At 47.6% G+C, this 16381-nt stretch carries 24 protein-coding genes; 6 read left to right on the forward strand and 18 right to left on the reverse strand.

Translation table 11 applies throughout. The annotated features are described in order from the left end of the window. The first annotated feature begins 294 nt into the window (after positions 1–294). Positions 295–834, forward strand: a complete 540-nt coding sequence (msrA, locus tag Q8P13_02605) for a peptide-methionine (S)-S-oxide reductase MsrA (protein ID MDP2671332.1) — start codon at positions 295–297, stop codon at positions 832–834. A 369-nt stretch (positions 835–1203) separates the two neighbouring features. On the opposite strand, the gene Q8P13_02610 is transcribed toward msrA, so the two are convergent. The 8 genes from Q8P13_02610 to Q8P13_02645 all read right to left on the reverse strand — a co-directional run bounded on the left by Q8P13_02610 (position 1204) and on the right by Q8P13_02645 (position 5708). After that, positions 1204–1461 (reverse strand): hypothetical protein, encoded by a 258-nt coding sequence (locus tag Q8P13_02610; protein MDP2671333.1) that lies wholly within the window; start codon positions 1459–1461, stop codon positions 1204–1206. A 123-nt stretch (positions 1462–1584) separates the two neighbouring features. Beyond that, positions 1585–1767: a hypothetical protein gene (locus Q8P13_02615; protein ID MDP2671334.1), complete on the reverse strand. Its 183-nt coding sequence runs from the start codon at positions 1765–1767 to the stop codon at positions 1585–1587. 31 nt (positions 1768–1798) lie between these two features. Then, a complete protein-coding gene (locus tag Q8P13_02620) occupies positions 1799–2335 on the reverse strand; it encodes a hypothetical protein (protein MDP2671335.1) in 537 nt (178 codons plus the stop codon). Positions 2336–2366: 31 nt separating this feature from the next. Next, a complete protein-coding gene (locus Q8P13_02625) occupies positions 2367–2564 on the reverse strand; it encodes a hypothetical protein (GenBank protein ID MDP2671336.1) in 198 nt (65 codons plus the stop codon). Positions 2565–2586: 22 nt separating this feature from the next. Then, positions 2587–2790, reverse strand: coding sequence for a hypothetical protein (locus Q8P13_02630; GenBank protein ID MDP2671337.1), 204 nt, complete (start codon positions 2788–2790; stop codon positions 2587–2589). A gap of 207 nt (positions 2791–2997) precedes the next feature. After that, the gene (locus Q8P13_02635) at positions 2998–4149 is read right to left on the reverse strand and encodes a CapA family protein (protein MDP2671338.1); all 1152 of its coding nucleotides are present in this window, start codon (positions 4147–4149) and stop codon (positions 2998–3000) included. Then, positions 4118–4675 carry a cob(I)yrinic acid a,c-diamide adenosyltransferase gene (locus Q8P13_02640; GenBank protein ID MDP2671339.1) on the reverse strand — a complete coding sequence of 186 codons (558 nt, stop codon included), beginning with the start codon at positions 4673–4675 and terminating at the stop codon, positions 4118–4120. The genes Q8P13_02635 and Q8P13_02640 overlap by 32 nt, the downstream gene beginning before the upstream one ends. 388 nt (positions 4676–5063) lie before the next feature. Continuing rightward, positions 5064–5708, reverse strand: a complete 645-nt coding sequence (locus Q8P13_02645) for a hypothetical protein (GenBank protein MDP2671340.1) — start codon at positions 5706–5708, stop codon at positions 5064–5066. 80 nt (positions 5709–5788) lie between these two features. Between Q8P13_02645 and Q8P13_02650 the strand changes: the two genes are divergently transcribed. The 3 genes from Q8P13_02650 (at position 5789) to Q8P13_02660 (ending at position 7978) form a co-directional block, all read left to right on the forward strand. Continuing rightward, positions 5789–6322, forward strand: coding sequence for a mechanosensitive ion channel (locus tag Q8P13_02650; GenBank protein MDP2671341.1), 534 nt, complete (start codon positions 5789–5791; stop codon positions 6320–6322). A 150-nt stretch (positions 6323–6472) separates the two neighbouring features. Next, the gene (locus tag Q8P13_02655) at positions 6473–6886 is read left to right on the forward strand and encodes a response regulator (protein ID MDP2671342.1); all 414 of its coding nucleotides are present in this window, start codon (positions 6473–6475) and stop codon (positions 6884–6886) included. A 60-nt stretch (positions 6887–6946) separates the two neighbouring features. Then, positions 6947–7978, forward strand: a complete 1032-nt coding sequence (locus tag Q8P13_02660) for a hypothetical protein (GenBank protein MDP2671343.1) — start codon at positions 6947–6949, stop codon at positions 7976–7978. A gap of 292 nt (positions 7979–8270) precedes the next feature. On the opposite strand, the gene Q8P13_02665 is transcribed toward Q8P13_02660, so the two are convergent. The 6 genes from Q8P13_02665 to Q8P13_02690 all read right to left on the reverse strand — a co-directional run bounded on the left by Q8P13_02665 (position 8271) and on the right by Q8P13_02690 (position 11907). After that, positions 8271–8522, reverse strand: a complete 252-nt coding sequence (locus Q8P13_02665) for a hypothetical protein (GenBank protein ID MDP2671344.1) — start codon at positions 8520–8522, stop codon at positions 8271–8273. Positions 8523–8764: 242 nt separating this feature from the next. Beyond that, positions 8765–8950, reverse strand: a complete 186-nt coding sequence (locus Q8P13_02670; protein ID MDP2671345.1) for a hypothetical protein — start codon at positions 8948–8950, stop codon at positions 8765–8767. 16 nt (positions 8951–8966) lie between these two features. Continuing rightward, a complete protein-coding gene (locus Q8P13_02675) occupies positions 8967–9728 on the reverse strand; it encodes a hypothetical protein (protein MDP2671346.1) in 762 nt (253 codons plus the stop codon). A 111-nt stretch (positions 9729–9839) separates the two neighbouring features. Then, positions 9840–10358 carry a hypothetical protein gene (locus tag Q8P13_02680; protein ID MDP2671347.1) on the reverse strand — a complete coding sequence of 173 codons (519 nt, stop codon included), beginning with the start codon at positions 10356–10358 and terminating at the stop codon, positions 9840–9842. Positions 10359–10785: 427 nt separating this feature from the next. Then, positions 10786–11607, reverse strand: a complete 822-nt coding sequence (locus tag Q8P13_02685; GenBank protein ID MDP2671348.1) for a hypothetical protein — start codon at positions 11605–11607, stop codon at positions 10786–10788. A 3-nt stretch (positions 11608–11610) separates the two neighbouring features. Continuing rightward, positions 11611–11907 (reverse strand): hypothetical protein, encoded by a 297-nt coding sequence (locus tag Q8P13_02690; GenBank protein ID MDP2671349.1) that lies wholly within the window; start codon positions 11905–11907, stop codon positions 11611–11613. A gap of 527 nt (positions 11908–12434) precedes the next feature. Between Q8P13_02690 and Q8P13_02695 the strand changes: the two genes are divergently transcribed. Beyond that, positions 12435–13052: a hypothetical protein gene (locus tag Q8P13_02695; GenBank protein ID MDP2671350.1), complete on the forward strand. Its 618-nt coding sequence runs from the start codon at positions 12435–12437 to the stop codon at positions 13050–13052. 104 nt (positions 13053–13156) lie between these two features. On the opposite strand, the gene Q8P13_02700 is transcribed toward Q8P13_02695, so the two are convergent. Continuing rightward, on the reverse strand, positions 13157–13732 hold the full coding sequence (locus tag Q8P13_02700; protein MDP2671351.1) for a hypothetical protein: 576 nt from the start codon (positions 13730–13732) through the stop codon (positions 13157–13159). A 111-nt stretch (positions 13733–13843) separates the two neighbouring features. Here Q8P13_02700 and Q8P13_02705 point away from each other — a divergent pair, with 111 nt between their 5' ends. After that, positions 13844–14329 carry a hypothetical protein gene (locus Q8P13_02705; protein MDP2671352.1) on the forward strand — a complete coding sequence of 162 codons (486 nt, stop codon included), beginning with the start codon at positions 13844–13846 and terminating at the stop codon, positions 14327–14329. Between the two features lie 34 nt (positions 14330–14363). Here Q8P13_02705 and Q8P13_02710 read toward each other — a convergent pair whose 3' ends face one another. From Q8P13_02710 to Q8P13_02720, 3 genes are all read right to left on the reverse strand, one after another. Next, on the reverse strand, positions 14364–14954 hold the full coding sequence (locus tag Q8P13_02710) for a hypothetical protein (GenBank protein ID MDP2671353.1): 591 nt from the start codon (positions 14952–14954) through the stop codon (positions 14364–14366). 87 nt (positions 14955–15041) lie between these two features. Further along, positions 15042–15725: a DUF5667 domain-containing protein gene (locus Q8P13_02715; protein ID MDP2671354.1), complete on the reverse strand. Its 684-nt coding sequence runs from the start codon at positions 15723–15725 to the stop codon at positions 15042–15044. Then, the gene (locus tag Q8P13_02720; GenBank protein MDP2671355.1) at positions 15722–16267 is read right to left on the reverse strand and encodes an RNA polymerase sigma factor; all 546 of its coding nucleotides are present in this window, start codon (positions 16265–16267) and stop codon (positions 15722–15724) included. Before Q8P13_02720 ends, Q8P13_02715 begins: the two co-directional genes overlap by 4 nt. Between the last annotated feature and the right edge of the window lie 114 nt (positions 16268–16381).

Genomic DNA, 16381 nt, shown 5'->3' on the forward strand with positions numbered 1-16381 from the left:
ATCACTTCACTCCTTGACTATTCGTTGGTTGATTTCCTCAACTTGAGGTAGCTACCTACTTTTTATGAAAAATAGACAATTACCTCAAGAGAGGAGTTTTTCAAAGTGCGAGTTTTCTAGCCACAATTTTAGCACAAATTTAAAATAAAGTAAAGACTATAAGCCACTTTGTGGCTTGCGTAGTTACACAACTAAAGCTGCTTCTTGGCTTGTATTAACTTGGCTAACTAAGGACCTTCTATAGTCTGTCTCTTTGCTTGAAGTTGGGTCAGGTTTGGGGGATAATTGGAATCTATGGAAACTGCAACTCTGGCAGGCGGGTGTTTTTGGTGCACCGAGGCTATTTTCAAAAGGCTCAAAGGAGTGGAAAAAATTATTCCGGGCTATTCTGGTGGTAGCGTGGGCCGGCCCACCTACTATAATGTATCTGAAGGCAGGAGCGGGCACGCTGAGGCAATCCAGATAGAATTCGATCCGAAGGTTATCACCTACGAGAAACTGCTTGAAGTTTTTTTCAAACTTCACGATCCCACTACTCTCAACCAACAAGGTAACGATGTTGGGACTCAATACCGCTCGGTGATTTTTTATCACGATGAAAGGCAAAAAACAGCGGCGGAGAAAATAAAAAAACAAATTGAGAAAGAGAAGATCTATTCTAAACCCCTTGTCACTGAGGTTGTCGCCTTTGAAAAATTCTTCAAAGCTGAGGATTACCACTTGGACTACTACGCCAAAAATCCTGAGCAGCCCTACTGTCGAGTCATCATCGATCCGAAGATAACGAAGCTGTATAAACTTTTCGCTCCCGAAATCAAAGAGAAGCAAAATTAGAGGGTTTTAGGCTTGCGAAAGTTTGCGAAAAGACTGTACTTGTCTTAGAAATTTTTGAGTAAATGGTTAGCCAAGTATAAAGAATTCAAAGATATGGTCAAGGAATGAAAAGTGTCCACCCGTCGGGTGGACACTTACGAGGCAACAAAAAACTAGCCTTCCTCTGTCACCCTCGAGAAATCGAGGATCTAGATTCTCAGTAGAGCGCTACACACTCTGCGCTTGATTACAATCTTCAAGCTGAGAATGACGATTAATAAGCTAGTTGCTTGTCCAAAAGAAACCTTAAAATTAAAAAGACTTCCTTTGGGAAACGGTCTTCCAGGGGGTGGAAAACCGGATCTCTCTTCCTGTCACAAGCGGTTTGGTTCAGGTGGTAGTGCTCGTCCCCAATCCCTTCTCAGTGTGTTGACTGAAGAAACGAACACCTCTACCGAGACTTACCGTCATGATGATCATGAGGGTCAAGCCGCCCAGCCAGTAAAAGGGTAGGTCTGTCGGCTGCTCGTACCGGCCGTGATCCATGGCAGTGTCAACGAGCCATAGCCAGATTGCGATGACGCTGGTAGCAAGAGCCAGGCTCCCCCAGATGAGCCAGAAGCGGATCAGCTGGTTCTTGATTGGCACGAACGATGCACCGAAGACGACCAGAACCAAGAACAACGGCATGTAAGCTACCATGAAAATCCTCTCTTTCCTGAACTGACCTTCCAGTAGTCAATTATACATCTTGATCCACCTTTCCCGTCGTTAGCCGATCCTTGTGAGCAAGAGACCGCCGGAGGCAATTGCTCCAAAGCAGAGCATGAGGACCAGCGAAACTACTGATCCTTTGAGTCTTCCCTCCTCGTTGAACTTGGTAGCCAGGCAGAGACAACTCGAGGCTACCATCAAACTGATCACCAAGATTGTTAGTCCAAGAGCGTTGAGCATCCTCGTTTTCTCCCCAGGATTTCTTGGTTGATCACTGGTACTTGATCTGGTCTTCCCGTTGGAGGTTTGCTCCACACTCGAGACAGCGCACCAAGAGATTTGGGTCGAATTGACCAGGTATGCTCACCCAACTTCCAGTCGGAGTTCTCACCTCAGTGGGATGTTTGCTCCCGTCACCGTGGACGTGAGAAAAAACGATTCTTCCCAGTCCGGGCGCGGACCCGTCGGGGGCGTGATCGATCCAGTATGGTTGCATGTTCCCTCCTTGATCTTGCTGACCAGCTCTAGCAACTGCTAGTGGGGTCTCCCACATTCGGATAAGCGTTTGCCTTTCACACTTGCGGCAGTAGGTGCTAGAGTTATTTTCGCAGGAGCTGCAAACAGCAACAGCAGGAATTAGGACAGAGCCGCAAACTGGACAAAGATCAAGCTCTTGCACAGCAGGTTCTTCCCTGCAGCTACCGCATGGTCCCAAACCAGAGTCAAGGACCAGCGTTTCTTCGAGTTCGTCCCAGAGAACCTCATCACTGTTGTCCCGGTCGATGAGGTCATCATAGTCCTCGCCCATGCTACTGCCTCCTTCGACTAGTTCAAGCGGGTTACTCTCGGATGACGTCGACCTTCTGGGTAGGGTCAAAGTCAACTTGTCCCAGAACCGGTAGTTCAACGCTGACGCTGTCGGTCCTTTTCTCAACCGTGAGAACCTCTCGAGTGCTTCCATCGAGACGGTCAACGATTTGATCCCCCGCTTTGAGTTCAAAAGCCGGGATCGTCTGCTTGGTTTCAGGAAAGGGCATCCTTTTACCTCGATTCTTTAAGCTAGTTTCCCAGTGTGGGCCAGATCCAGCAGAGCTCGATCGAGGCTGGCAAACCAAGAGCCAGGCCGATGGTCAGGGCGAGGCGGTTTCCTTTGTAGTTAAGGTAGCTCACCACCCAGCCGATGATCAGAGCGGCGCTGATGACCCCAATCACAGATATTACCAGCCCGCTCAGGTTCTCGGTTTCGAGTATTGTGTCCAACACGAGGACCGACTCCTTTCGAACTTGAGTTGGATTTCTCTCCAGTTGAGGACATTATACAATAGGTTGCGAAGCAAGAACCTACTATTGTCATCCTGAGTGTTAACGAAGGATCTCTGAGGTTCTAGCGGAATATGAACTTGAGACTCTTCGCCCTGCTAAAAGTGACAAAGCTGGAGTTCAAAACGACAAGGCTAAAGAATCGGAAGGCTATTTGGCTAGTTTTTTCGAAGAGTCCACCATCTGTTTGAGGATTTTAGTAGCAGTTTTACCAGTGGCAAAAAAGGGCTGGTATTTGATGCCAACCTTGATCGGAGTGTAGTGAACACGAACTAGCTCACCCTTATAAAAGGAATAAGTTCCCACTACCCCTTCTTGGGTTTCTGCTGACCAGGTTTGGTCAAAAATAAAATTGCCATGAGCATAGGTGATGAGCTTGCCTTTAGCGCTTGCGCTGGGCAAACCTTTCGGTTGGTAAATTTCCACTCCCTGAACCCAATGGGGGTGGTTGCCGACCACTAGGTCAGCGCCGGAATCAATCATCAGGTGTCCCAGCTCAACTGGGTCATCTGGGGCAATGTTGCCATCTGTCATGGGTAGAGACTCATACTCTTTGCCCCAATGAACGGAGACGACTAGGATATCAACTTTTGGTTTGGCTTTTTTTATTTCAGAGGCCAGGGCAGCTCGATCAATTTTGACCCCGATGCCGTTGTAGGCAAGGAAACCAAAGCTGACTCCTTTGACTTTCTTTCTTCCCAGGTGCCCAAAGCCGGAATACTCAACCTTGGCCCTTTCTAAAATTTCAATCGTTTCGCTGATACCTTCGGAGCCAAAATTGCCAATGTGGTTGTTGGCTAGGCTAGCAACATCGACCCCGGCCCAGACTATTCCTTGTATATGGCGGCTGTCACCGCAGAAAGTAAAACCAGTACTGATCAAAGGACAACCTTTGATGATTGGCGCTTCAAGGTTGATCAAAGTGATGTCCCCTGCTTTGAGAAAAGCGCGGGTCTTTTCCCAGTTGTAGTGAAAATTGCCTGATTTAACCGGTGGATAGTTGGCCCCGCGTGCCGGAATGACATCACCAGTGGCAATCAGGGTAACAATTTTACTTTGGTCAAGATCAGACAAAGAAACAGGTTGCCCCGCAAAAATGTTTTCCAAAGTTAAATCAGGTGGTTTTGGCTCTGCCTTGGTGGCGACTTTAGCCGAACTAGAAGAATCGCTATTTGGGCTCAGCATGGGAGCGGTGGCAGTTTTTTTAAAAACGAAAAAGAAAACCGCTAGAGCAGTAGAAGTTAAAATAATTAAAACCCAGAGGGCAAGGTTACTTTTTCTTCCAGGCAATATCTTGACCATGGTTTTCGGCTCGAGCCAGAACAAAAAGAAGATCAGAAAGGCGATTTAAATAAGCAACTAAAATTGGGTTAATACTGACACTTTCAGAAAGGCTAGAGACTTCTCTTTCTGCTCGCCGACAGATGGTGCGAGCAAGATGGAGACAAGAAGCAGAGGGGGTACCGCCAGGCAGTATAAATGTATGCAGCGGGGGAAGACTTGCGTCAAAGCTATCAATACAAACCTCCAACTCAGTTAGTTTCTCCGCCTTCAACTCAAAATAACCGCCAGAAGCAGAATTCTTCATTTTTTTGGGACTAGAAAGCTCAGCCCCAATGTTAAAGAGTTCGTTTTGGATTTTCATTAAAATTTTTGCAATCTCAGGATTTTTGGCAAAACTAGTAGCGAGACCAAGAGCTGCGCTGAGCTCATCGACACTGCCGTAAGCGCGCACGCGAGGATGGTTTTTTTTGACTCTTTCACCGCCAAGCAAGGAGGTTTGTCCTTTGTCTCCGGCTTTGGTGTAAATGGTAGATTTTTTTGTCATTGGCAAAAGGGATTATAGAAGTGTTCTTGCCTACAATTCAAGAGGTGCTTGTTTGTTGTTTGAAGAAATGGTCGGCGTATAATCAACACTGCCCCGGACGGGATTTTGGTACCAGATGCGGAGTCTCCCACGACACGCCCCTTGTTCCAAAATTAACCACGCAGCTCCTTATTCCCGGGCGGGAGGGAGGCTAGCTTGTCGGTGAACCTGAAGGGGCAAAAACAAAAGCAAACCTACACGCGCTGCGCATCAAGTGGTCGACGTGTACTTGCTTCTTGGGGCCAAAGGTCAGTCTCTGGATTTGAAGCACACCTCCTTGGAAGATCCGCGGCCCCACCCTCCTATTTTCCCCGAACTTAAACCAATTTGCATCTTTGTGTTGTATTTTTTATTTAAATTCAAAAGAATTAACGATTTTGGTGGTCAGATCGCGAGCTTCGCTGTCATCAGCTGAAACCCAAAAAGTAACTTGGACGGTTTTTTCTGTCGCGGGCAGGACGATGATGTTCAAGAAGTTTCCCGCCTTGTACTCATAAGTTGTCAAAATAGCCGGCTGACCCTTGATTTCCAAATTTGTCGTCTCCTGTTTTTTTAAACCTTCTTTTTGTTCCGTTGAAAGCTCCAGCCTCTGATCAAATTTGAGCCAGAGCTCGACCGAATCCACTCCCTTTTCGAGGCGAACTCCGGCGGGAGCAGTTCTTTCATGAGCAGTTGCTTTCCAATCCTTCGGGTAGCCAATTTGATACTTGCTAGCCTTGTCTGCAAAAGTTTGCCAGTCCTCTGGTGTTGCTGAGGAGGTGGCGACTAGAGCTTTCTTAGTTGTCGCTTGGCCGAGGTTTGGAACTAGACTTGAAACTAGAATACCCCCTCCAAAACTAAAAACTCCCAGGGTAAAAAGGAAAACGAGTCCAATCAAGACGGCTCCCCAGTGAACGTGCTTTTTCTCGGGAGAAACCATTTCAATGATTTGCGGTGAAAAAATGCCGGGATGAGGTTCGGTTGGTAGACTTGAATTGGGCTGTTCTTCGTCCATGCATTTCAAAGCATAGTAAAAACTTGTTGTTAAAGCAAGATTCTTGCTTGTCAGTCACCAGCTCTGTTAAGATTTAGCAAATGGTTGGCGACCCTTTCAACTTTGACCAAAGAACTCTCAACATCCTTGTTTATTTTGTAGTTGCGGTCTTTCTCTGGATCTTGGTTCAGCTCCTCAACAAAAGTTTGGTAAACGCAGTCACAATCGGCACACCCAGAGGTAAAAGACTGCGGACTCTTTCCTCGATCATCAAAAACACCCTTTCAACTATCATCATCGCCTTTTTGCTGATTGAGATTCTTTCGCAGTTTGGAATTTCTTTAGCTCCAATCCTTGCTTCGGCTTCGATCATTGGCTTGGCGGTGGGCTTTGGTGCTCAGACTTTGATCAAAGACGTCATTTCCGGCTTCTTTTTGCTCGCCGAAGACCAGTTCGATGAAGGAGATGAAATTTCGGTTAACGACAAACGTGGTGTAGTTGAGAAAGTGACCCTGCGCACAGTTTGGCTGCGAGACAAAGAGGAAGCCCAGCACATCATTCCCAACGGCTCAATTGCTGTGGTTTCCAACTACTCACGCAAGAAAAAGATAGACAGGGCGGACAAAGATTCTTAATCACATTCCGATAATAATTCTGTCATTCTGAGGCGAAGCCGAAGAATCTCTTGAGATCCTTCGTTGCACTCAGGATGACAAGGAGGACGGTTAATGAGACTACTGGACACTTAGCAACATGGTAGCTATGATTAAAAAAGGAGCAAATTAATGTCAAGAAAAATCCTTTTGATTGAAGACGATGTGTTTGTCAAAGATATTTACATGCGCGAGCTCGTTAAAGGTGGCTACGATGTCATCCCGGCCGAAGACGGCCAACTCGGAATTGATAAGGCCGAGTCCGAAAAGCCAGAGCTGATTTTGCTCGATATCATGCTTCCGAAGAAAACCGGGATTGATGTTCTCAAGGAAATCAGAACTGAAGGATCTGCGGCCAAGGACATTCCTGTTTATTTGCTTACCAATCTTGGCCAGGGTTCAATCATCAAACAAGCTCTAGAAATTGGTGCGCAGGGTTACCTTCTTAAGGCCCGTGTCCTACCCTCTCAGGTTCTAGAAGCGGTCAATGAGTTTTTCGAAAAAGGCCCGATGAAAGTTGATCTCAAAGAATTCGGTCTTGAATGATGAATTCGTCATCCTCAACTAGATTACCGATCAGGTCGGGAATGACAGGTTAAAACTAATATGTTCCCAATCGGCGAACCAGGCGAAAACCCAGTAACCCCTGAAGAAATTGTTGGTATCCCCTCCCCTGCTCCAAAAACTGAAGATGAGGAAAAAAGAAAGTCCCCGGATCGAGTCGTTCCTCCTGAAGCCCAAAAAGCTTTTGAAGACTATATCAAGACAGAGCTAACTAGAAAAGATCACCCCTTTTACTTTTCAGACGAAGAAGAAAAAGACACAGCTAATTTGTTCTTTGCTCAAAGGGGTAGCAACGGAGAGGTGGCAAGGCGTTATTTCCGTTATCTTAAAGATGATGAGTCTGATGAACCTATTAAATTTTTTACCCAAAGCACTATGCATATTAACAAAGGTTATGCGGCTATTTACAAAGCAGATGTAGCACCAAACTCTCAAAGAGGTTATTTCCAAGGCTATATGGATAGTGACGCTACTGTGTTGAGAGCAACTCCCAAAGGACTGGATTTTGTTCGCGTCTTTGATGATCAGACCATGATACTCAACCACAATCCCGAGAATCAGCTAAATTACCTAGCTTTCCACAAGGTTGGCAATATCAAAAGTTTGAGTGAAATAATAGAGCAAGCTGATTCAACAGATGCTCAGCCAGTGGCGGCAGAAGCCCCTTCTTTTGCATTGGTTTTTTCTCCCGATACTCTGAACACAATGGTTTATGACGAAGCGGGAAATCGGAAAATTACTGAAGTGAAAATGGTTGAGGAATTCGCCGTCGATGGCAGGCGTGTTCAAGTAGCCAATGCTGGTGAAACTGTTAAACTCGTTTTTTACCTACCGGATGATCCGAACAAAGTTGACTATGAGATTACTCTACCAAGAAAACAAGAGACTGAGGAGTACTGGACTGGTGATATGAACCAGACGAAGCCAATCAGGAGATACACTTGGGAAAAGGATCTTATTCCCGAGCCTTTGCGGACGAACGTGCATGCCCCTCAAGAACTCGATGATGCTTGGAAGCGGGCCGATCTAGCCCGAACTATTGGAATAAAAATAGAAAAGAATTTAGCTGCCTAGAAACCGAAAGGCGTTCTGAGGGAATTGCTTCCGTACTCAGAACGCCTGTTGGTCTCCTCCTACTTCCACTACGGATACTCGTTGTAATTGCTGTTTGGGTCGAGGCCTTCGATCATGAGCCACAGACCGACCAAAGCGAGCACAAAGAGCGAGCCGATGAGTAGTTTCTTCAAGACAGCCTCCAAGCCAATGTCTGGGCATCTGTTCCCTTAGTTTGGATCTTCACAGATGAACCAGATCACGAAGATGGCAAGAGCTCCAATCACAGCTCCTAGCAGGAACTTCTTCATTTTCAGCTCTCCTCATCCCGGTCGATTGGGTAGCGCCGGCGGTCGTCCTCCAGAGCAATGATGACGATGGTCACGCCAATTGCTGCACCGATCACTAGTGCTAGTGCTTTGATCACGCTGCCAGTCTCCTTTCTTCCCTCTCTGTGTGGGTGTTCACTATCAAGCGGAGTCTGCTCCCACCCTTCGGTCCTGGTCGGGTCGGACGCTCTTGTTTTGGGTAGAGGTAGTGGAAGAGCCAAGTTCCCCTGAGCCAACCACTGATAGTCGTTATTACGAGGAGGAGATTGGTCATTCCACTTCTCCTAGTCTCCACATTTCGCGGTGGAGAGCCGAACGGTTCCCTAATTGCGTCGCAATGAGCTTGCCACGGTGGAGAAGCCTTTCGTGCTCATCTCTAGGCGACTCGGGTTTCGGTTTCTTTCTCTCGAAGGGCCAGAAAAGGCCGAGGACTAGGGCGATACAAATGACTTTCCAGATTTTCAACTCGACCTCCTTGTCAGAGATGCTGTTCTGGCTGCCAGACAGTGTTAGCAGCACCTGGTTCGGCGGCCGTTTCCGTTGGAGATTTCCTTTTCGGATTGGGACTTGGTCCCGAAGGCCTGAAGGGCGGGTCTCCCCAGAATTTGCCGATGACGTACCAGACACTGCCAATGATGAGCAGGGCTTGGAGCAGGGTTTTCATCACCCTCGGACTCCTTTCAGTCGATGCGGTTGCCGATGTGCCGTACTTGTTGGTCAGGCTTTCCGCTGTAGAGAGCCAGGTAGAGGATCTTCCATTCGTCTTCGGGACGGAAGTCAGTTCGTGCAGACCTCTTAATTTTTCTCATCCGTCCTTGGTGTGGTCGGTTTTGACCAGAAGATTCGTCGAGAAACTCGAGAAGCTTCCAGACGAAAATGCCGATGAAGACAGCCACTGCCAAGAGTGCAGCAGCCGGGTTGAGTATTTCCGAGCCGCTGACAATGACAAGAAGCGAAAGGCCAAGAACCAAGATTGCGGTGGCCAGGTCCCCGATCAAGTGGGCCTCAAGGATCCTTTTGCTTGGGTTTTGGTCCTCGTTCTTTACTAGAGCAAAGATGAGGAGGTAGAACCCCAGACCTAGCATCGGTGCGAACCAACCTAGAAAGCCAGTTGCTTTTTCGGGGTCCTTGAGCTGCTCTAGGCAGATAATTGAGCTGATTCCAACTCCGAGCGCAAGTAAGCCAAGGCTGAAGGCTCCGGCCAGTTGCTCCTCCGGATGGCCATGAGTGTGGACTCTGCCCTTGCTATCGCGGTACCAGGAGAAGGCAGCAACGAGCAGAACGAGCAAATAGAAGGACAAGTCCGAGATCACATCAGCCAGTTGGGTGAGAAGGACGAGATTGCTAGAGTTCGCAAACCCGTAAACCTCAATTCCTACGAGACAACTCAGGAGCAAAACTGCGAAGATCATTCGCCAGGTTGTTGAGCGGTGAGTATGCACCAAACCCCCTTAGGTAAAGTGCACAAGAAGTGCAACGCTAGCCACTCCGATATAGAGAACCAGGGTGGCGATGAAAGGTCGAAGGAACATTGCGAACTCCTTTCGTCGGCTTTAGGGTGCGAGTTGCCCAACCAAAATCCGGCCGTTTTCACGTTCGGGAACTGGAAGGTCAACATTGATTTTCAGCACTTCTCCACTGGGGCGCGTCACTTTCATGACCGCCTGACGGGAGAGACAGAGATTGGCGAAGCGAATGACGTCTCGTCTGAAAAAAGTCTCAATGAGAACGAGCCGAGGTATTACAGGGAACCCTTGGTTTTCGAGGTGCATCTCGATTTGTTCTGGATGAGCTTCGTCTCGACGGACAGTGTCCCAGACGTAGTCGCCCTGACCTTGGTTGCGCAGTAAGCGCAGGTGGGGCATCAGGGTTGCGATGGTTGGTTCTCTACCCACTATGGTCAGGCCTTGTCCAAGTTTCTCTCTTGGGTAAAGGGGTGATCGAACCGTGACTTCGAGAAAGGGAAAGGCTGCCTCAAGAACGACATGGCAGTGTTCTTGTTCGTCTTGACTGATCGGAAGCATAGGTTTCCTCCAGGAAAAAGTTAAGGTGCTAGCTTGATTGATTGGCATTTTACGACTTTTTACAAAGAGAAACAATTGAGAAGAAAGGGGTGGTCGGGAGACGGCCTGGTTTACAGCAATCCGTCTCCCGTATGGAATCCTGTGAGACTAAGCAGCCGGTACCGCTTCAGGAGCTCTTGCTCATCTGCAAGGTAGTGGTATTTCACTTATCGACTCTGCGTTGCCCGAGCAGCCCGCTTCATCGTCTCCCACCTATTCTACGCCTCAAGCAGATGCCTCACCAAGACCAACGGTAAGGATTCGAACCTTACTTAAGCCACTCTCGTGACTTGTCCACAGTTTGAGCCAGTTTCGCTCGCCCCGTCGCTGTTTCCACGGTTTGGATTATAATTATTTAGTTTGCTTTGTCAAGAAGGCTGAAATTAAAAATTGTGGCATCTCTCTCCCCTCCTCCGTTTGGTGAGATGCCAGAAGTTCAAAAGCCGGCGGTGGCAGAATCGATTGGGTGTTGTTCAGCTCGGCGCCAGAAACCGTGTTCCCCGCTCCGGATCAGCAACAGGTGCGCGAGCATTTCGTCTGAGGGCACCATGATGCCAGCGTAAGTGCGACGGTAGTACCCAAAGGGATGCAGACACAGACCAGCCAGGAACTCAGTCTTTTCGACACCGGGCTCGACCTTTTCTTCTCGGTAAGCAACGGTGGGGCGACCGTGGCGTACCAGGTAGCGAACCGCGCTTTTGCCGATTTCGACAAAAGAGTTGGTCAAGGTAAGCTGCCGTCGTTGCTCTCGATTCAGGCGGGTGAGAAGCTCTTTGCGCGCTTTTTTCTCGGCGGCAACACTGGCGGTCTTGAGGACAACCTTGTTGGTTCTCATCAACAGCTCATAGCTGCGATCCCAGCGATGGAGAACGAAATGCACGTACTTTTCCCCGGCACCTTTGTAGACCACAACCATGACCCCTGGTTTGGGGAACCAAGTGTTGATCCAGAGCCAGAGGTTGTTCTCCTCCTTGAGAGCCATCCAGCGTGCGAAAAACTCATTCCAGAATCGAACACTCATCGCCCCGTAGTTGAAGTTCCGGCTTTGAACGTCGTCTTCCTGACCCCCGATCACTCCAGGATGTGCGTTGATGTCGAAGACATTCTTTAGCCGTCCTTTGGCGTGTCCCACAATCTGGTAGCCTCTGATTCGGCGCGGTGTTCCGTAGCCGTCTGGACCTTCCAGCGCTTGCCTTTGCACTTGCCGCTGGACAAACTCATCAAACGCTCTCAAGAACTCTTGGGTCGTGGGAGGCATTTTTCACCCTCCGGCATTCGGCGGGACGATCTTGATCGAGGCGCCGTTGGCCGGGACGTTGAAAGTCTGGCGCCCACCACGCTTGAAGCTGTTCTTGCGCACGATGAGCTCGTCTTCAGCCTGATCGTAGCCTTCGACTTTGAAGTCGTCACCGTTGACAGAGATGAAGATTACCGCTCCGTCACGACGCTTCTTTTCGATCAGCTCGGCGACTTCGGCTCGATCCTTGTCAGTGTCCGTTTTGATCTTGCGCCGTCGATCTCCTGCCTGAACGTTCAAACTCTCGACTTCAAGACACATGATCCCTGCTCCTTTTGCAAACCTCTTTTGGAGGTACTATGAACTTGTTAGAAGGGATTTTAGCACAGAAAAGCTAATTTAAAGAAAAAGGAAGTAAAAAAGGGTGAAGGCGACAGGTTCTGATGGGGCTGTCGCCCGGAGAGAACGAACCGTAGTGTCTAGAGCTTGCCCAGTGCTGCAATCGCGAAGAAAGCAACTTCTTTCTACGGTCTTTTGGCACAGTGGGGTTGGTTCCTACCTGGTTAGCAGGTTTCCGCACCACCGTTCTCAGGAAGCTTACCTTCAGAGTTGGGCTGCTTACTCTGGCTGGAATGACCAGGCGCTTAGAGCTGCCCCTTCCAGCGCGGACTTCCCTGATGCTCTCAACCAGTTCTCTCCTTCCTTCAAGCAAGTCAGTTTTCGTTGGCCAGGACTCAATCTAACCAATCTAGCTCTCTCGCCCGAACGATAAGAAAGATTATAGCAGAAGAAGGAAAATATAGTGTTCTTGACAATAAACTATAGGACTAGTATAATAATCAACCAACATGAGAAAGATACTCATTATAGGTCTATTAGTTATTGCTTTTGCATTTCTGAACTCCACCTCTGCTCTGGCTAGCAGCAGACACAGTGGTAGACATTTCTCCTATTCAAAAATTGAAAAAAGTGAAACCCGCTCTTGGAACCAAGGGAAGGCCCAGTCTGATCCAGACGACAACGGCAAAGGTCCGGACCGTTCCAACCTCGGTTTTGATAAACCAGGCTACAGTGGTGGAATAAACGATGATCGTGACGGCAACAACGGTTGTGGTAATGACAGCGATCGTGAAGACGACAATGAGGGTTGGTGCGGTCACAAAGCAAAGAAAGATAAAGAAAACAAAGAAGATAAAAAGGAAAACAAAGCTTGCACTGAAAAAGCAAAGGACAAGCCTGAACCAAAAACCACTTCTGATCCCAAGCCAGAACCAAAGACAGAGCCAAAAACTCCCAGAACTGAAAAAGGAACTGTACTCTCGGCAACAACTTTGCCAAAGACAGGAATTGTCGAAGATTTATCTTTGCCAGCTCTTTTAGTGGCTGGGTGGGGTTTGATCGCTGCTGGCCTTGTGCTAATGGCGGCTTCAGTAGTTTACAAAAAAACCTTTTCCAAGAAAGCTTAAAGCTAAAAAATTCCACGACAACGCCTGGGTTTTCGGGTCATTCAAGCTTCGTTGAATGGCCTTTATCCCCAGGCGTTCGTTGTCTCTCCCCTGACTTTTTCTATTCAAAATCCGGCTGTGGCCAGACTGTCTAAACCAGCTCTGGTCGATGGGACGAGAGGCATAGTGCTCTGACCGATCAGAGAGGGTACCTCTTCAAGTTGCCGCACGAGACGCATTTTTGGCTTTCTTCGTGCAGGTTTTTCCGGCTTCTCAGCCTTGAAGGCTCCAAGGACCACAACTTTCTCAACCCAGCGCGGTTCTTGTCGCCTCAGCTCCTCTCCCAGCAGCGCGGCTTGGTTGTGGCAGAGAAGGTTGAGTTTCTCGCCAAGCTTGGTTGAGAGTTCTCTGACCCGTCTGCGTAGCAAGGACAACTCTGTCGGTCCGTTGTCCTGGTTGACTGGAAAATCCGAGAAATAAACCCGGAAACCACGTACACTCAGATCCCACCAGAGCAGTTGCAAGGATGAGTCCGAACAGTGCAGGTCAGGAATGAGCAGAACCGCAGACCCCTTCTCGGAAAGTTGCCGGCGATAAGACTGCTCAAACAAAGCTAGCAGTGCAATTTCAGTCAGAGCTCTGCCTTCCTGCCAGAGGAAGGGAAGCACAGCCGCCAAACCAAGTCTTTGTGAGCCAATCATGTCCCCCCTCCTTTCAAGGTGGTTTGCTGCCCGAGACAGGCTTTCAAAATGATTATCCTCTCCTCCTTTCTTTCTTGTCAATGGCAAGCAAACAGGTTAAAATGAAAACAAATGCTTCTGTCCATGCTCTGGCCTGCCACACGCTTCAAGATTTATCTCAAAGTTACTTTGGTTTTGGTGGTCAGTAATTTCCTTTTTTCTTACTTTTATTTTTTAGGTGTTGATACAAATAAAGTTTGGCAGGATCTTTTCTTGCTGCCCACTCTGGGTCTTCTCATTTTTATAGTTTCTTTGGCGCTGATTTCTCGACCGCACTTGAGTCGATTTCCCGAAAGTTTGATTTTGGCTGTTCTCCACCAAGATTATTTGGACACGCTTTACCAGATAATTAGAAAGCAAATTTTGCTAGTGAGCTTTCTTTTGCAAATTTTAGTGGCCTTTGTCAATTGGGGAGCCTTGAGTGGGGTTTTTGCTGACCCTTTGAGCTTTGCTTCTTATCTGCTTTGGGTTTTGGTCGCCGCTGTTTTGGTGAGCACTTTTTACTATGTCTACCTTTTGTGGAGAGAAGTTTTTCACCATCAGCTTAAAAACAGATAAGAAAAGAAAGGGGCCGGCCCGGCCCCATCCTTTTTTAGTTCTTCAGAATAGTTGGAGCTTCAAGTCTCTCTTCGAAAACGCCACAGATTGGGTACCAAATTCGCCAAAGAGTAATTTTCCAATAACCTGAATAAGTAGTTGTTCCAGACCCGCTCAGATTTACTTTGCCCGTGCCAATAAATTTGATTTGAAGGGAATTACTAGAAACTGAAAGCTCCCCGGCCCCTTTGAAGATTCTCCAGCCTCGGTTGGTGTGGGCTTCCCGGAAGCCCTTCTTCGAGATGATCTGTTTGCTTCCTTTCTTGATTAGAACAATCCCCTTTCCTTTGAGGCTGACGGTAGCGTTGTTCAAGCTAGAAAAGATTGTCCCTTTGCCAAAGGCTTGTTGTCGACTCTGTCCGGTGATTGTCACTGGACTAGACGGTTTTGCTAGGTAGTCTTCTACTTGAGGTAGAGGGGCAAAAAGACATGGACGAGGCAGCAGAATTGGCTGTGGCAGAGGTAAAGGCAGGGGTTCTGGAATTGGTAAGGGGCCAGGAGCAAAGCTCAGCGCAGGAGTTGCTGCGTAAGCCCCAGTTGGAAGAAAAACCAACAAGGCAGTACTGACTAAAATTTTCTTGAACATCTTTGTAAAAAGTCACCCCCTTGCTTGTTATTTGATTAGACGGCTCGGGCTTAATTCTGTTACAAAGATTTTTTTCTGGTTTAATTCTTAGTTTGGATTTAAAGTATCTGGAGAGTTGTTTCCCTGAGGAGTTTCCGGCTCTTGGCTGATCGTTTGGCGGATTTCAACCTTGAGTTGCTCCAAGGAATTGATGATACTGACCACTTCTTTTTGGTCTTCGGGTCGTAGGGACGCCTGAATAGTGGTGAGGTCTTTTTGGTTTTGCGTCAGAGAAGACGGTAGTTTTTTTAGAGCTGAAGCAATTTCAGGATCGTCCTTGGACTTACTTTTCGCGCTAGCCAACTCAGTACTGACTTTGGAAACTGATTTTTTTACTTCGGTCAGAGCCGCGCCAACAGCCGTATTTTTGACTACAACTGTTTTTTTCAGCTCTTCGATACGTTTGGAAGTAAGGTTCTGTTCGAGCTGGACTTTGCCTTGACTATCAGAAGAACGCAAAGCGAGGTCTTCATAGCTACGTTTCATGTGATAGAGACTGTCTCCCGGCAAAGATTGAGCGGAAAAATAAGCAGTTGTCAGAAGCAAAGTAAGGACGAAACTTCCCACCAAGCTCAAGCGGAAACTCCAGTGAAAGCGTGGGTAAATATAGTCTTCTTTTTCGAAACGAGAAGAGATGATCGTACGCAAACCAGACTTCCACGCTGGGTTTGGTTGTAAACCTTTGAATTTCAAAAGTCGCTCTTCGATTTTTTCTAAACTTTCTACTTTCATAAATTAAGGGCTTTTTTCAGTTTTTTTAGGGCCCGAAACTTAAGGATTCTTAGAGAGCCCTCGGACCGGCCCAAAATCTTGCCAATTTCTTTGAAACTGTAATCTTCGATATTGCTGAGAACAAGAACTTGTCGTTCTTCTTCTGGAAGTTTGTTGATTTCGACCAAAGTTGCTTTCAGTAAGTCCTTGTTTTCAAAGTCCTCGGTGTGGTCGAGACCTTCGAAGTCCTCAAACAAGGTCGATTCAGTGAGGCGATCCTTGTTGCGGTAGTGGTCGATGATCAAGTTGCGCGCAATGGCAAAAAGCCAAGAGACAAAGCTAGACTTTTTTTTGAACGTGCCAAGTTTCTCAAAAGCCTTGAGAAAAATAGTTTGGGTCAGATCTTCGGCGGTTTTCCGATCTCCCACTTTGAAATAAGTAAAGCGGTAGATCTGGTCCACAAAATTGTCATAAAGTTTTCCGAAGGCTTCTGTTCTCCCATTTTGGGCAGCTGCAACCAAGTTCTCGACAGAATGCTCGGTCTTATTTCGGTTGAAGAGCATAGAGCTATTGTAGCGCGTCCTGCAACCCTTGTTTCTGCAGCTATAAAGTATTGACGAGATTGTGGGTGAGTTGTTACAGGAAAGCGGACGAGAGTTTAAAAGGTTGTTTCTCCC

It is taken from the genome of bacterium, assembly GCA_030704665.1.
Taxonomy (GTDB): domain Bacteria; phylum Patescibacteriota; class Microgenomatia; order Woykebacterales; family RBG-16-39-9b; genus JAUYID01.

Bases quoted from the DNA above. Each gene is read 5' to 3' on its own strand.
- Q8P13_02640 (MDP2671339.1), bottom strand. From the start codon at position 4,675: ATGACAAAAAAATCTACCATTTACACCAAAGCCGGAGACAAAGGACAA.
- Q8P13_02625 (MDP2671336.1), bottom strand. From the start codon at position 2,564: ATGCCCTTTCCTGAAACCAAGCAGACGATCCCGGCTTTTGAACTCAAA.
- Q8P13_02685 (MDP2671348.1), bottom strand. From the start codon at position 11,607: ATGCCTCCCACGACCCAAGAGTTCTTGAGAGCGTTTGATGAGTTTGTC.
- Q8P13_02700 (MDP2671351.1), bottom strand. From the start codon at position 13,732: ATGATTGGCTCACAAAGACTTGGTTTGGCGGCTGTGCTTCCCTTCCTC.
- Q8P13_02705 (MDP2671352.1), top strand. From the start codon at position 13,844: ATGCTTCTGTCCATGCTCTGGCCTGCCACACGCTTCAAGATTTATCTC.
- Q8P13_02655 (MDP2671342.1), top strand. From the start codon at position 6,473: ATGTCAAGAAAAATCCTTTTGATTGAAGACGATGTGTTTGTCAAAGAT.
- Q8P13_02710 (MDP2671353.1), bottom strand. From the start codon at position 14,954: ATGTTCAAGAAAATTTTAGTCAGTACTGCCTTGTTGGTTTTTCTTCCA.
- Q8P13_02670 (MDP2671345.1), bottom strand. From the start codon at position 8,950: ATGAAAACCCTGCTCCAAGCCCTGCTCATCATTGGCAGTGTCTGGTAC.
- Q8P13_02720 (MDP2671355.1), bottom strand. From the start codon at position 16,267: ATGCTCTTCAACCGAAATAAGACCGAGCATTCTGTCGAGAACTTGGTT.
- Q8P13_02680 (MDP2671347.1), bottom strand. From the start codon at position 10,358: ATGCCAATCAATCAAGCTAGCACCTTAACTTTTTCCTGGAGGAAACCT.
- Q8P13_02650 (MDP2671341.1), top strand. From the start codon at position 5,789: ATGGTTGGCGACCCTTTCAACTTTGACCAAAGAACTCTCAACATCCTT.
- Q8P13_02660 (MDP2671343.1), top strand. From the start codon at position 6,947: ATGTTCCCAATCGGCGAACCAGGCGAAAACCCAGTAACCCCTGAAGAA.
- msrA (MDP2671332.1), top strand. From the start codon at position 295: ATGGAAACTGCAACTCTGGCAGGCGGGTGTTTTTGGTGCACCGAGGCT.
- Q8P13_02695 (MDP2671350.1), top strand. From the start codon at position 12,435: ATGAGAAAGATACTCATTATAGGTCTATTAGTTATTGCTTTTGCATTT.
- Q8P13_02635 (MDP2671338.1), bottom strand. From the start codon at position 4,149: ATGGTCAAGATATTGCCTGGAAGAAAAAGTAACCTTGCCCTCTGGGTT.
- Q8P13_02715 (MDP2671354.1), bottom strand. From the start codon at position 15,725: ATGAAAGTAGAAAGTTTAGAAAAAATCGAAGAGCGACTTTTGAAATTC.
- Q8P13_02690 (MDP2671349.1), bottom strand. From the start codon at position 11,907: ATGTGTCTTGAAGTCGAGAGTTTGAACGTTCAGGCAGGAGATCGACGG.
- Q8P13_02615 (MDP2671334.1), bottom strand. From the start codon at position 1,767: ATGCTCAACGCTCTTGGACTAACAATCTTGGTGATCAGTTTGATGGTA.
- Q8P13_02645 (MDP2671340.1), bottom strand. From the start codon at position 5,708: ATGGACGAAGAACAGCCCAATTCAAGTCTACCAACCGAACCTCATCCC.
- Q8P13_02620 (MDP2671335.1), bottom strand. From the start codon at position 2,335: ATGGGCGAGGACTATGATGACCTCATCGACCGGGACAACAGTGATGAG.